Annotated in this window: 9 protein-coding genes and 1 pseudogene; 4 read left to right on the top strand and 6 right to left on the bottom strand. The window is 72.5% G+C overall.

The window, feature by feature from the left end; genetic code table 11:
• Positions 1-55 precede the first annotated feature (55 nt).
• Positions 56-1837, bottom strand: coding sequence for a serine/threonine-protein kinase (locus BSL84_RS19450; protein ID WP_075970827.1), 1782 nt, complete (start codon positions 1835-1837; stop codon positions 56-58).
• A gap of 311 nt (positions 1838-2148) precedes the next feature.
• Entirely contained in the window at positions 2149-3012 is an 864-nt protein-coding gene (locus BSL84_RS19445) for a menaquinone biosynthetic enzyme MqnA/MqnD family protein (protein WP_030030007.1), read from the bottom strand.
• Between the two features lie 237 nt (positions 3013-3249).
• On the opposite strand from BSL84_RS19445, the gene BSL84_RS19440 reads away from it, so the two are divergent.
• Entirely contained in the window at positions 3250-3453 is a 204-nt protein-coding gene (locus tag BSL84_RS19440; protein WP_007265804.1) for a cold-shock protein, read from the top strand.
• A gap of 170 nt (positions 3454-3623) precedes the next feature.
• On the opposite strand, the gene BSL84_RS35560 is transcribed toward BSL84_RS19440, so the two are convergent.
• On the bottom strand, positions 3624-5315 hold the full coding sequence (locus BSL84_RS35560; RefSeq protein WP_107484822.1) for a lytic transglycosylase domain-containing protein: 1692 nt from the start codon (positions 5313-5315) through the stop codon (positions 3624-3626).
• A gap of 407 nt (positions 5316-5722) precedes the next feature.
• Here BSL84_RS35560 and BSL84_RS19430 point away from each other — a divergent pair, with 407 nt between their 5' ends.
• Together BSL84_RS19430 and BSL84_RS36155 are read left to right on the top strand one after the other, a co-directional pair.
• Positions 5723-6319 carry a dihydrofolate reductase family protein gene (locus tag BSL84_RS19430; protein ID WP_075970826.1) on the top strand — a complete coding sequence of 199 codons (597 nt, stop codon included), beginning with the start codon at positions 5723-5725 and terminating at the stop codon, positions 6317-6319.
• A 1422-nt stretch (positions 6320-7741) separates the two neighbouring features.
• Entirely contained in the window at positions 7742-7909 is a 168-nt protein-coding gene (locus BSL84_RS36155; RefSeq protein WP_159393533.1) for a hypothetical protein, read from the top strand.
• 34 nt (positions 7910-7943) lie between these two features.
• Here the strand turns inward: BSL84_RS36155 and BSL84_RS19425 are convergent, their stop codons facing one another.
• On the bottom strand, positions 7944-9818 hold the full coding sequence (locus tag BSL84_RS19425) for an AMP-dependent synthetase/ligase (protein WP_030031379.1): 1875 nt from the start codon (positions 9816-9818) through the stop codon (positions 7944-7946).
• A gap of 199 nt (positions 9819-10017) precedes the next feature.
• Positions 10018-10584, bottom strand: coding sequence for a DUF4291 domain-containing protein (locus BSL84_RS19420; protein WP_030031381.1), 567 nt, complete (start codon positions 10582-10584; stop codon positions 10018-10020).
• A gap of 1193 nt (positions 10585-11777) precedes the next feature.
• On the opposite strand from BSL84_RS19420, the pseudogene BSL84_RS37795 reads away from it, so the two are divergent.
• Positions 11778-12269: pseudogene (locus tag BSL84_RS37795) on the top strand (DUF397 domain-containing protein); the annotation flags it as partial.
• Between the two features lie 42 nt (positions 12270-12311).
• On the opposite strand, the gene BSL84_RS37055 reads toward BSL84_RS37795, so the two are convergent.
• On the bottom strand, positions 12312-12947 hold the full coding sequence (locus BSL84_RS37055; protein ID WP_234363659.1) for a hypothetical protein: 636 nt from the start codon (positions 12945-12947) through the stop codon (positions 12312-12314).
• Positions 12948-13093: the final 146 nt, after the last annotated feature.

The raw sequence follows: 13093 nt of genomic DNA, 5'->3' as shown, positions 1-13093 counted from the left end.
TGTCTGTGTCAAGGTCCGGACCGATCCAGCCTACGCCAGCCCCTGGCGGGGGTTTTCAGGGGCTGCGGGTGAGGTCTCCTTCGGGGTTTCCGGCCGGGGCGTCGCCCGACTTGTAGTGGAGCGTTCCGTTGGGGTTGAGGGTGAAGCGCTCGTCGGCGGACCCGTTGGAGCACACGCCGGGGGCGGGGTTGGGGCCGCCGGAGGTGTCCAGGACGAGGGAGCGGTCGGTGGCGGAGGCCAGCTTCCAGTCCCCGCTGCAGTCGGTCCCGAAGAACGGGAGGATCGACTTGTCCCGGCCCACGACCTCACCGACCTTGCCGGCCTTGATGGTGATCTCGAACTCGGTGGAGAGCCCGGCGCGGGCGGTGGTGACCGTGCCCTTCCACGTGCCGACGAGTTCCTTGGGGACGTCGGTACGGCTTCCGGACGGCGACGGCGTCGCGGCGCCGCCGCCGGTGGCCCCGGCCGACGGCGCCGGGCCGCCCGGGGCGGGCGAGGAGGCGGAGGGCCGCGCACTGCCGTCGGCCAGGTCCCGCTGGCCGCCGCGGCCCGGGAGCAGGTCCAGGAAGTAGATCCCGCCGGACAGCACCGCGAGGGCGGCCGCCGCGGCGAGGACGACGGTGCAGCTGAACCGGCGCCCCGCGGCACGGACGGTGACCTGCCGCCCGTCGGCCGGGTCGGCCGCGGTCCGCTGCTGCGGCACGGCGCCGCCGGCTCCGGGGGCCGCGCCCGCGGTCGCGGGGGGACTGCCGTAGGGGCCCGCGGCATGGGCGGCGTACGCGGAGCCCGCGCCCTGGCTGCCGTACGAGGGGTCCGGCGCCCCGAAGCCGCCGCCGGCGGGGCCGTAGGACCCCGCGGTGAACGGGACCGGCCCCGAGGCGGCCTCCGCAGCGGCGGCCACGCCCGCCCCGGCCGGAGCCGGTCCCGCGTCCGGGCCGTCGTCGGCGGGCTCGGCGTCCAGGTCCAGCAGGGCCACCGCGGCCCGGCTGGCCTCCTCGACCAGGGGCGCGGGGAGCCAGCCGGGGGCGCCGAGCGCCCCGCCGAGGGCGTCGGCGACGGCCTCGGGCGCGGGCCGGTCGGCGGCCTTCTTGGCCAGGCAGGCCGCGACGAGGTCGCGCAGTTCCCCGGCCGGGAGCCCGTCGAGTTCGGGCGGCTCGTGGACCACCTTGTAGAGGAGGGTGGCGGAGTTGTCCCCGGTGAAGGGCGGCCGGCCGGTGGCCGCGAAGGCCATGACGGCGCCGAGCGAGAACACGTCGGCGGCGCCGGTGATCCCCTTGCCGAGGATCTGCTCGGGCGACATGTAGCCGGGCGAGCCGATGGAGACGCCGGTGGAGGTGAGGGAGGCGGTGCCGTCCGTGGCCCGCGCGATCCCGAAGTCGATCAGCCGGGGGCCGTCGAGGGTGAGCATCACGTTCGACGGCTTCACGTCCCGGTGGACCAGGCCGAGCCCGTGCACGGCCACCAGGGCCCGTGCCAGGCCCGCGCCGACGGCACGTACCGACGCCTCGGGGAGCGGCCCGTGGGAGGCGAGGGCACGAGCCAGGGAGGGGCCCGCCACATAGCCGGTGGCCACCCACGGGACCGCGGCGTCCGGGTCGGCGTCCAGGACGGGCGCGGTCCACTCGCCGCCCACGCGCCGGGCCGCCTCGACCTCGCGGCGGAACCGGGCCCGGAACTCCTCGTCGGAGGCGAAGTGCGGGTGCACGATCTTGACGGCGACGGTCCGGCCGCCCGCGCTGCGTCCGAGGTAGACCCGGCCCATGCCGCCGGCGCCGAGCCGGCCGAGCAGCCGGTACGCGCCGATGGCCCGCGGCTCGCCGGCTTCCAGCGGATGCATCGCGCCCCCCAATTCCCCGTGATCCCGGGAACCTTGTGGCACCCGGCCGGGCAGCAGCCTAAGGGCTGTCCCGTAGTCCCCGGCGGGCGCGCGGCGCCGCACGCTGATCCGCCAGGGATTACGGGACAGCCCTTGGGGGTGACGGGGAAGGCCCTGGTCCGCCTCGGGGCGTGCGGGACGGCCACGAGGGCCCCGGCCCCCCGTATGCATTTCCCCGGTCCGGCGCGGAGAAATGCGGAAAGGGCGGGAATTCCCGGGAAACCGGGCATTCACCTGCCGGGCGCTTTGGATCTACCCGGCGGTAAACCCGGTCAGCACTCCGGGACCATCGTGCTCAGCAGCTCCACGGACACGTCCGCGGGATAGCCCGTCGTCGGTCCGGTCCGCCGCGCGAATTCCCGTACGCCTGCGAGCTGGTCGGGTCCGAAGCGGAAGTCGAGCGTGGTGAAGTACCGCTCCAGCAGCTCCGCGTCGAAGGCCTCCCAGCGGGCCGCCTGCTCGGCGACCTTGGTGACCTCTTCGAGGGAGAGGTCGCGGGAGGCGAGGAAGGCCTCGTGGACCTTCTGCACGACGGCGGGCTCCCGGTCGAGGTAGTCCTTGCGGGCGGCCCAGACGGCGAAGACGAACGGCAGTCCGGTCCACTCCTTCCACATGTGCCCCAGGTCGTGGACGGTCAGTCCGAGCCGGGGCGCGTCGTGGAGCGAGGCCCGCAGCGCGGCGTCGCCGATCAGCACGGCGGCGTCGGCCTCCTGCATCATCAGGCCCAGGTCGGGCGGGCAGGTGTAGTAGTCGGGCCGTACGCCGTACTGCTCGCTGAGCAGCAGCTGGGCCAGGCGTACGGACGTACGGGAGGTCGAGCCGAGGGCGACGCGGGCTCCGTCGAGCTGCTCCAGCGGAACCTGCGAGACGATCACGCAGGACATCACGGGGCCGTCGCAGCCGACCGCGAGATCGGGGAAGGCGACGAGCCGGTCGGCGTTGCGGAGGAACTCGACGAGGGTGATCGGGGCGATGTCCAGCTCCCCGTCGACGAGCCTCTGGCTGAGCTTCTCGGGGGTGTCCTTGGTCAGCTCCAGGTCCAGCAGCGTGCCGGTTCTGGCGAGCCCCCAGTAGAGGGGCAGGCAGTTCAGGAACTGAATGTGGCCGACGCGGGGCCGGCTGCGGTAGACGTCCACATCGCGAGACTAGTCCCACGGTCTGCGTCAGCCTTGAGGCGGGTCTCAAACGTCCGGGTGACGTGATCTTTCCCTCTGGTCTCGGCCGCATGGTGCGTGCTAGGCTCGCCGCAAGTTGCAGTTTGGTTTCCCTTGCAGTACGAGGCCTGCGGAGAATGTGACCCGCAGGCTTTTGTAGTTTTCAGACTTCTTAGCAGGTTCTGGAGCAGGGCGACCCTTTGGCCCATAGGAGGGCTCATGGCTACCGGAACCGTGAAGTGGTTCAACGCTGAAAAGGGCTTCGGCTTCATCGCCCAGGACGGCGGCGGCCCGGATGTCTTCGTCCACTACTCCGCGATCAACGCCTCTGGCTTCCGCTCCCTTGAGGAGAACCAGCAGGTCAACTTCGACGTCACGCAGGGTCCGAAGGGCCCGCAGGCGGAGAACGTCACCCCGGCCTAGTCGCCAGGGCCAACCTCATCGCGGGTTGGAAAAGCAGTACCCAAGGAGCCCTGTCCCCTCTGCGCGAGCAGAGCGGCAGGGCTCCTGCCTTTCCCCGTCCCCGGGGCGGGGCGTAGGCGGCCTCGGGCCCGCACCGTGTGGACGGTGCGGGCCCGAGGGGTGTGGAGCGGTTACTTCGGGGTGGCGGCCGGCGCCGGGGCCGTGATCTCGATGTCGATGACCAGGGTCACGTCCTCCGGGGTGACCAGGCGGAGCTGGTAGGTGCCCGGGGCGAGGTCCGCGTCCGTGAAGAGCTCCGGCAGGACGATCCGGCCGTCGGCGGCGGTGTCCGGCAGGGTGAGGCCGAAGACCTTCTCGCCGGCCTCGTCCTTGAAGTACGGGCCCTTCGCGGTCGCCGGGTCGGCCGGCACCCACTTGCCGTCCTTCTCCTGGCCGAAGCCCGCGAGGACACCGGACACCGCGACGGCCTTGCCCTTGGCGGTGGCGCGGACCTCGATGCCCTTGATGCTCTTGCCGGCGACCGCCGTCGGCGGCTTCGAGCCGTCCGGGCGGGCGAGCAGGTCGGCGGCCGGAGCCGTGACCTTGCCCGTGAAGTTCACGATGAGCCGGCTCGTGGTGTCGTAGGCCGAGGCGCGCAGGGTGAAGGTGCCCGCCGTGGCGCCGGCCTTCAGGCCGGGCGCGGCGGCGATGCCGTCGGCGCCGGTCTTGACCACCAGGGACTTCGCCGTGCCGAAGAGGGTGCCGGTGGCGTCCTCCTCGACCGCGAAGATCACTTCCCGGCCCGCGGCGGGCTTGCCGTCGCTGAGGAGCAGCTTGACCCGCGGGACGGTGGTGAAGGCCGTGCCCGCCTCGGCGGCGAGGCCGGGACCGTCGAGCACCGTCAGCTCGGCCAGGTGCGGGGCCGGCTTCTCCGGGGTCGGAGTCGGGGTCGGGGTGGGCGTGGGTGTCGGGGTGGGCGTGGGTGTCGGGGTGGGCGTCGGCTTGGGGGTGGGCGTCGGCGTCGGCTTGGGGGCCGGCGTCGGCGTGACCGGGTTCTGCGGGCGGGGCGTGGGCAGGGTGCCCGGCTGCGCCGGCGGGTAGTCCCCGACGGGCGGGTTGGTCACCTCGGTGGCGCCCTGCTGGTACTGGCGCATGTAGCCGAGCACGGTGTTCACGTACTCGCGGGAGTTGTTGTAGCTGAGGATCGCCCTGTCGAGCTGGGCGGCCACGGACAGGTTCCGGTCTCCCCCGCACAGGTAGAGGCCGGCGCCGAGCGCGGCGTCGTAGATGTTGTTGGGGTCCCGCTTGGCGTCGCCGTTGCCGTCGGCGCCCCAGGTGGCCCAGGTCGAGGGGATGAACTGCATGGGGCCGACGGCACGGTCGTAGACCACGTCCCCGTCGTACTCGCCCCGGTCGGTGTCGCGGATCTCGGCGAAGCCGTTGCCGTCGAGGCGCGGGCCGCGGATCGGCTTCTCGGTGTAGCCGTCGGTCTTGAGTCCGTAGCCGGAGGCGTGGACGGACTCGACCCGGCCGATGCCCGCGAGCAGCTGCCAGGGCAGCTTGCAGTTGGGGAGCGCGGCCGCCACGGCCACCTCGGCACGGTTGTAGGCGTCGAGGGCGGTCGCGGGTATCCCGCTCGCGCCCTCCTGCGTGCCCGTACCCGTGCCCGCGGCGGGCGGCGGGTCGGCGACGATGTCCGGCAGGTCCAGCCGGGCGTCACCGCGGTCGGTGGCCTGCGGACTGTCCGGGGTCGGTTCGGACTCTCCCGCGTCCGCGGTCGACGGAGTGGACACGACCGCGGCAGTGGTCAGGCTGGCCGCGAGCGCGGCCGTACACAGGACCTTGCGCGAGGTGTTGACGAGGTGGCGGTGAAGCGGCTTCACAGTGCGGCAATCCCCCCAAGGAGCCGTTCAGATGTATACGGCCGGAGCGACCGTGAATATCCACTGTCTATCAGGTATTCCGACCCGACTCGCCGTGCGCCCGGCAGATGTGACGCACCATTCGTCTCGCCTTCACCGGGGGCTGACGACAGAACGGACAACGCTGTCAACTCTCCGCCCGAAATGGCCTGATGACAACCGGTTTCCAGCCAGACCCATCCACCGGAGCGGCCGAAGCACGCCTACACCCCCACGGCGCTCGGAAACGGCCCCGCGCGCCCCACGCGACCCACCCACGACGATGTGACCCACATCACTCGGAAAGCGCCGCGAAGACCGATGCGTTCCGCAGCGCCCGCCGGTCTTGGTTGCGTACCCACGGACCCGGACGGAAGAGGAACGACCCCATGCGCATCGTCATCACCGATTTCATCAGCCTCGACGGCGTCGTGCAGGCCCCGGGCGGTCAGGGCGAGGACAACGACGGCGCCTTCGCCCACGGCGGCTGGTCGCAGCCCTTCTTCGACCCGGAGGTCGTCGGCGGCTCCTTCACCGAGGCCCTGGAGAAGGCCGAGGCGCTGCTCTTCGGGCGCCGCACCTGGCAGAACATGGCCGCGGCCTGGCCCGAGCGGGCCGGCGACCCCTTCGCGGACCGCATGAACGCCCTCCCGAAGTACGTCGTGTCCGACACCCTCGGCGACGACGAACTGACCTGGAGCAACACCACGCGCATCGACGGCGCCAAGGCGATCGCCCGCGTGCGCGAGCTGCGCGACGGCGCGGGCGGCGACCTGGTGGTCATGGGCAGCCCGACCCTCGTACGGACCCTGCTGAGCGAGGGCCTCGTCGACGAACTCCGGCTCATGATCATGCCGGTGCTGCTGGGCGGCGGAAAGTCCATCTTCCCGGAGGACGGCGGCCTGCACACCCTCGAACTGACCGCCACGACCATCAGCCCGAGGGGCGTCCACGTCTGCACATACCGCCCGTCCCGCCAGGGCTGACCGCAGCGGGCGGGGTCAGGAGGCGCGGCGGTGGCTTCGGGGGGCGGGATCCACGCGGGCGGGGTCGGAGATGTCCTGGGGGTTTCCCGTCAGTCCCATCGTCTCTCCGCGTCGGGCCGGCCCGTCAAGGGCGCTCCCGTTGGTCGCGTCACTTCGTGAGGGCCTTCGGCCCCCCTTGACCGACCGTCCCGCCACGGAAATCCGAAAGACTGCCGGGAAGCCCCCAGAGGAACGGGCCGGCCATCAAGAGACACCCAGGGCGGTCGTCGCCGCGCGCCCGGAACCAGGAGCGCCCCAAATCGCTACGCGCTCCTGCCCGATGGCGTCCCCCCGTCTCTTGGGCTGGTCATAAGCCGCCACCAATCGCTACGCGCTCCTGCGAGACGGCGTCTGCGAGCCTCTCGGGCTGGAGATGGGCCGCCGGCGATCGCTACGCGCTCCTCGATCACGCGTCTGCCAGCCTCTTGGGCTGGACGCAGACCGCCCGGCGCCGAGTACTGGGTGGAGTTGGCCTATGTCCGGGGCCCATCCGGGCGTGAGTTCACCACCTCGGTCGGCAACCTCGCGCCTACCGACTGAGCAGCCCAGGAGAGGGAAAAGACGGCCGAGCCGATGCCAATCCAGGTCTGGGCGAGTGCGTACCCCAGAAATCGTCAATTCGCCCCAATTACCCCCGTCTGTACCGACGGGTGGGATCTCGTCGTGGGCTTGACGGGGGTTGAGTTCGGCTGGGCCGATGGATCTCCTTCCTGGCCCTCGACTTGGCCCTTCCCGGCCCCGAACGAGGGGCGGACGCGGTCGTCGAGGAGCGCGTAGCGATCGATGGCGGCCTATGTCCAGCCCGAGAGGCTTGCGGACGCGTGATCGAGGAGCGCGTAGCGATCTGGGGCGGCTTATGACCAGCCCAAGAGGCTCGCTGACGCCGCCTGGCAGGAGCGCGTAGCGATTTGGGGCGTACCTGGCTCCCGCTGCGCGGCGCCAACGGCCCGTCTCGGTCCTGGACACCCGGCCCGTTCCTCTGGGGGCTTCCCGGCAGTCTTTCGGATTTCCGTGGCGGGACGGTCGGTCAAGGGGGGCCGAAGGCCCTCGCATAGCGACGCGACCGAAGGGAGCGCCCTTGACGGGCCGGCCCGACGCGGAGAGACGATGGGACTGCCGGGAAACCCCCAGGACATCTCCGAACCCGCCCGAGTGGATCCCGCCCCCCGAAGCCGCCGCCGCGCCTCCCACCCCCGCCCCCGCGACCGGCCCTCCGAAGCCCCCGCCCGCCCCGCCCGCACGCCGTGCTCGCGCTGTCAAGACACGACATGCCGGGGCGTGACGATGCGGGGGCGGCGGGGCGCAATGGTCGTACGAGGTCCGGCCCCTTCAGAGCGGCGGCCGGCCGGAGGCACCGCTCACCCGCAGCCCGAGGAGTACGTCATGGCCAGCATCCACCGTCTCGCCCTGCTCAAGGCCGCCATCGCCGTCGGAGCCCTGCGTGTGGCGCCCGCCGCGATCGGCGACTCCAGGAGGCGCGCCACCACCGGCGCGCTCGTTCCCATGCGGCCCGCCACCCGGGGTGCACCCGAGCGCCCTGTGCGGCCCTGACACGTGCCTGCCGCCCGGGGCCGGTCCGGCAGCCTCAGCCCTCCCGCGGGCCCCGGTACAGCTCGTCTATGCGGTCCGCGTAGTCGCGGGCGATCGCGGCGCGGCGGAGTTTCAGCGACGGGGTCAGGTGGCCGCGGGCCTCGGTGAAGTCGCCCGGCAGGACGGCGAACCGGCGGATCGACTCGGCCCGCGACACCAGCCGGTTCGCGTCGTCGACGGCCCGCTGGAGGTCGGCGAGCAGTTCCTCGTCCCGGACGAGGTCCCGCATCGGCACGTTCTGCTTCTTCCGCATCTGGCGCCAGTGCCACAGCCCGTCCGGCTCCAGGGTGATCAGCGCGGCGATGTACGGCCGGTTGTCGCCGACCACCATGCACTGCCCGACGAGCGGGTGGGCCCGCAGCCAGTCCTCCAGCGGCGCGGGGGCGACGTTCTTCCCGCCGGAGGTGATGATCAGGTCCTTCTTGCGGCCGGTGATGGTGAGGTATCCGTCGGCGTCGAGTTCCCCGATGTCGCCGGTGGCCAGCCAGCTGCCGTGCGGGAGCGCCTGCCCGCTGTTCCAGTAGCCCGCGAAGACGTGCCGCCCGCCCAGCAGCACCTCCCCGTCCGGTGCGATCCGTACCGCCGTGCCGGGCAGCGGCCAGCCCACGGTGCCGAGGCGGGGGCGCTGCGGCGGGGTGACGGTGCTGGCTCCGGTCGTCTCCGTGAGGCCGTAGCCCTCGAAGACCTCGATGCCCGCGCCGGTGTAGAAGGCGGCGAGTCTGCGCCCCAGAGGTGATCCGCCGCTCAGGACGTAGCGGACGCGGCCGCCGAGCGCCGCCCGGATGCGCCGGTAGACGAGCGGGTCGTACAGGGCCCGGGCGGCGCGCAGCACCGGCCCGGGGGCCTTGCCCTCGACGCTCTCGCCGATGCGGCGGGCGATGCGGGCGGCCCGGTCGAAGGAGGAGGCGCGGCCCATCTTCTCGGCGGTGGCGCGAGCGGTGTTGTAGACCTTCTCCAGGACGTAGGGGATGGCGAGCAGGAAGGTCGGGCGGAAGCCGGCGAGGTCGGCGAGGAGGTCTTCGGTACGGATGCTGGGCGCGTGTCCGAGCTTGACGCGGGCCCGCAGGCAGCCGACGGCGACCATGCGGCCGAAGACGTGGCTGAGCGGGAGGAACAGCAGGGTCGAGGCGGGGTCCTTGCTGGCGGACTTGAAGACGGGGTGCAACAGCTCGATGGAGTTGTCGACCTCGGCGAAGAAGTTGGCGTGGGTGATGACACAGCCCTTGGGCTGCCCGGTGGTGCCGGAGGTGTAGATGAGGGTCGCGACGGCGTCCGGGGTCCGGTTGGCCCGCCGGGCGTGCACGAGGGCGTCGGGGATGCGTTCCCCCGCCTTCACCAGTCGGCCGATCGCGCCGGTGTCGAACTCCCAGAGGTGGGTCAGCCAGGGCAGGTTGCCCCGCTCGGCGCTGATGATGCGGGCCTGTGCGGTGTCCTCGACGGCGCAGGCCACGGCGCCGGAATCGTGGATGATCCAGCGTGCCTGGAGGGCAGAGGAGGTGGGATAGATCGGTACGGTGACCAGCCCCGCGGCCCATCCGGCGAAGTCGAGCAGGGTCCATTCGTAGGTCGTACGGGCCATGATGGCGAGCCGGTCGCCTTCACGCAGTCCCTCGGCGATCAGGCCCCTGGCGACGGCGAGGACCTCGGCCGCGAACTCGGCGGCCGTGACGTCGCGCCAGGTCCCGTCGGCCTGCTTGCGGGCGAGTACGGCCTCGTGCGGTGCCTGCGCCGCGTTCTCGAAGGGGATGTCCCCGAGGGAGCCGTGCGCGGGGGTCGCGGCGAGTGCGGGTACCCGCACCTCGCGCACCACTCCGTCGACGACGGTCCGGACGGGCTCCACCAGCTTCGGCTCCGCTTCCACGGCCCACACTCCTCGGCTCACACGAGTGTTACCGCCGGTAATCTACGGAGGGGGTACCGCGCCGGACCAGCCCCTGGAGCCGTTCTTCACCGACGCTCCACGCGGCCACCGCCGCCACCGCACCGCGCGAGGGAATTGGGGAGGCCCGCCGCGCGTGCCCCACCGCCGGGGACACCGGGCCCGCCGAGGGGGCGCGTTCCACCGCTCCTCAGGCGCCTCGGGCCAGGCGGTCCGCCAGGGCCGGCGGGAGGGGGTAGACGCGCTCCGCGGGGAACAGCCGCCGGGCTTTGGCGGCCTGTCCGGTCTGCAGCAGTGCGGCGCCCTTGCGGACCTGCGCGGTGAGGTCGGTGAGACCGACGATCCAGTCGTCGTTGAACGTACGGATCAGATGGCGGCCGATGCCGACCTGGATGCTGTAGTGGTTCAGCGCCGCGCCGCGCGGTGAGCGCTCCGGGTCCCACTGGACGTGTACGGCCGCCCGGGCCACGGCGGCCGGGTCCGCGGTCGTGAGCACGGCCCGGGACAGGGCCTCCTCCCAGCCCTCGCGCGTCATGCGGACGGCGAGCACGCGCTCCTGACCTGGTTTACGAGCCCAGTTGCTGCGGTGCATCAGCCACATGAACGACGGCTTGATCCACGTCATCCGGTGGAACGAGAACGGCTCGACGAAGCGGCCCGCCCGCAGCGCCGGGTCGGCGATGGCGGGCGCGTACGCCTGGTACACCACGATCGTGCGGTCGTCGTGGTCGGCACGGATCTGATACGGGGATGCCATACCGCACCCTGCCATCCGGCCCGTGTCCCCCGCGCGCCGATTTCGGCCGCCGGGGCCGCCCGCAGGCAGGCAGGCCCTACGCGGCCTCAAGCGAACATTTTCTGCAGCGGCCCGGGGCCGGGGCGCGGAAGGCGCGGTCGCAGCCGTCGCAGTTCTGGTACGGGTCCGGCCGTCTGGACGGCCGGACCTCCGGGGGCGGCGGCGGGGCGGGCGGCAGGGGCGGCGGGAGCAGGTTGGTCAGCCGGTACGCGAGGACGGCCGCGGGGCGGCGCATTCCCGCGGGCAGGTCGAAGGACAAGGCCCGCTCGACGGCGCCGGGCTCGACGCCGCGTTCCAGCCAGGTCGACACGAGGGGCGCGAGCCACCGTACGTCGTGTTCTGACAGCAGCAGCTGCGGGTCGTAACGTCGCAGTCCGGCGAGCAGGTCGGCCGCCCCGGGGTGCAGCGGCGTCGGCGGTGGCGGGTCGTCGGGGGCGGGCGCCGGTACGGGCTCGGGTACGGGCGCCGGTACGGGCTCGGGTACGGGCGCCGGTACGGGCTCGGGTACGGGCGCCGGTACGGGCTCGGGCGCCTCGGCCGGGTCGGGTGCGCGCTCGGGTGCCGGTACTGGCACCGGTGCCGGAGCCGGTACGGGTTCCCGGGCCGGGGGAAGGGCGCGCGGCGGCGGGGGCACGGGCGGTGGGGGCGGAGGCGGCGGGGGTGGGGACGGCGGGGGTGGGGACGGGGGCAGCGGCGGCGGGGCGTGCGGGGCCGGGGTGGACGTCGTCGGCCTGTTGTACGAGTACGTCCGGGTCACCAACCGCCCGGAGTCCAGCCGCTCGCGCCGCCGCTCCAGGTAGCCGTGCCGCTCCAGCTCCCGCAGCGCCGACCCGATGCGGATCTCGCCCTCCGGGAACCGCTCTGCGAGCACCTTCACGCCGACCGGGGATCCCTCGGGCAGCGACTGGATGTACGCACCGACCCCGATCGCCGTCGCCGACATCTGGCGGTGCTGGAGGAGGTGGTTGCCGACCACGGTGAAGTGACTCTTGTGCGGCGCGTTGACGTGGGTGACACCGGATCGAGCGGTCCCGGCGTGAACGCGGGACGAGGCGCGCGAGGGCGCGCTAAGGTGCTGGGGAGCCATAAGGAAGGGCTTTCTTCCTGCTTGGTCAGGCCCTCGCCGGGATGCCAGTCCCGCCGGGGGCCGTCTCATGTCTGCTGTTGTCGGGCCGAGCATATGCCCGGCAACCGGCCCGAAATCCAGTCCAGTTGGCGCGATTCACCCGACCGAGGGACTGAAGACGGTGGGGTGGGGTGGGTTGGTTTTTTCTCCCGTTTCTTTGAAGCCTTATACGTCCAAGCACGCCGGGTCGCGGGCCCCCGGGACCCGGCGCTCAGCGCCACCCGGCCCTTCCCTTGCGTCCGGCCTTTGTCCGGACGCTGTCCGGTCCTGTTCCCGGCTGTCCTGCCCAGGCCTGGGGAACGGAGCGTTGAGGAGTTCGGTCCGGCGGAGGCGGGTGCGCATGAGCGTGGACAGTGACGGTACGGAAGAGCCCGGCTGTCGACCATCTGCGCCGATCAGCGACAGCAGCGACAGCAACGACTGCGTCGAGGTGGCCGCCGCGCCCACCGCCGTTCTCGTCCGGGACTCCAAGGACCCGCCTGCCCCCCTCACCATCGGCCGCCACGCGTGGGCCGGTTTCGTGGCCCACGCGTGGCGGCATCTGAGGGCCAACGACAGACACTCAGGCCCGGGTGCACACGTGCACCGACTCACTCCCGTGGCCGTCGTCGTGGACGATCCGCAGGACGTTGCTCTTGTACGTCACCTTCAGCTGCTGGCCGCTGACCGCACGGCGCGACTCCGGCGGCTTCCACGGCAGGGTCAGCGAGACGGTGTCCTCCACCGTCCCCGGGACGGTGAGGGCCTCGCCGCCGCTCAGCTTCGGCATCTCCTTGCCCCCGACGAAGAGGTGGTAGCTCAGGTGGCCGCCGCGCAGCAGCCACTGTCCGGTCCACGTGACCGACTCGCCGTCGGCGTCCCAGAGGATGGTGAAGCCGCCGTTGCCCCCGGGCGGGGCCGTCACGGTGGCCGTGCCGTGCACCGGCTTGCTGCCCGGGGTCGTCGACTCCAGCTTCCAGGCGCCCCCGATGAACGCGTCGAAGGCCCGGGCGATCGGGCTCGCGGACGTCGGCGCCGGGGCCGGAGGTGACGACGCGGGCCCGGCGGACGAAGCCCCCGCCGCCGCCGGGGCCGCCGTACCACCGTCCTTGCCCCCGCACGCCGCGACCAGCGAGCCGGCGACGCCGATCGCCAGGTAGCGCAGGGCGTTGCGCCGCCCGATGATCTGCGCCGCCGCGCGTATCTCCCGTATCGCCATCAGCCCTCCACGACAAGCCAGTTGATCAACAGCCGTCGACTATAGGGCGTCCGTGCGCGAAGGCTGCAGAACCGCGTGATCTTTTTGAGCGTCCCCCATGCATGGACATGACCACCGGATCGCGGTCATCTCCGGCAGACAACTCT

The organism is Streptomyces sp. TN58, assembly GCF_001941845.1.
Classification (GTDB): Bacteria; Actinomycetota; Actinomycetes; order Streptomycetales; family Streptomycetaceae; genus Streptomyces.
Note: the sequence above shows the minus strand (reverse complement) of the source record. Positions and strands in the feature narration are given on the sequence as shown.

Bases quoted from the DNA above. Each gene is read 5' to 3' on its own strand.
- BSL84_RS37055 (WP_234363659.1), bottom strand. From the start codon at position 12,947: ATGGCGATACGGGAGATACGCGCGGCGGCGCAGATCATCGGGCGGCGC.
- BSL84_RS19420 (WP_030031381.1), bottom strand. From the start codon at position 10,584: ATGGCATCCCCGTATCAGATCCGTGCCGACCACGACGACCGCACGATC.
- BSL84_RS19430 (WP_075970826.1), top strand. From the start codon at position 5,723: ATGCGCATCGTCATCACCGATTTCATCAGCCTCGACGGCGTCGTGCAG.
- BSL84_RS19440 (WP_007265804.1), top strand. From the start codon at position 3,250: ATGGCTACCGGAACCGTGAAGTGGTTCAACGCTGAAAAGGGCTTCGGC.
- BSL84_RS36155 (WP_159393533.1), top strand. From the start codon at position 7,742: ATGGCCAGCATCCACCGTCTCGCCCTGCTCAAGGCCGCCATCGCCGTC.
- BSL84_RS19450 (WP_075970827.1), bottom strand. From the start codon at position 1,837: ATGCATCCGCTGGAAGCCGGCGAGCCGCGGGCCATCGGCGCGTACCGG.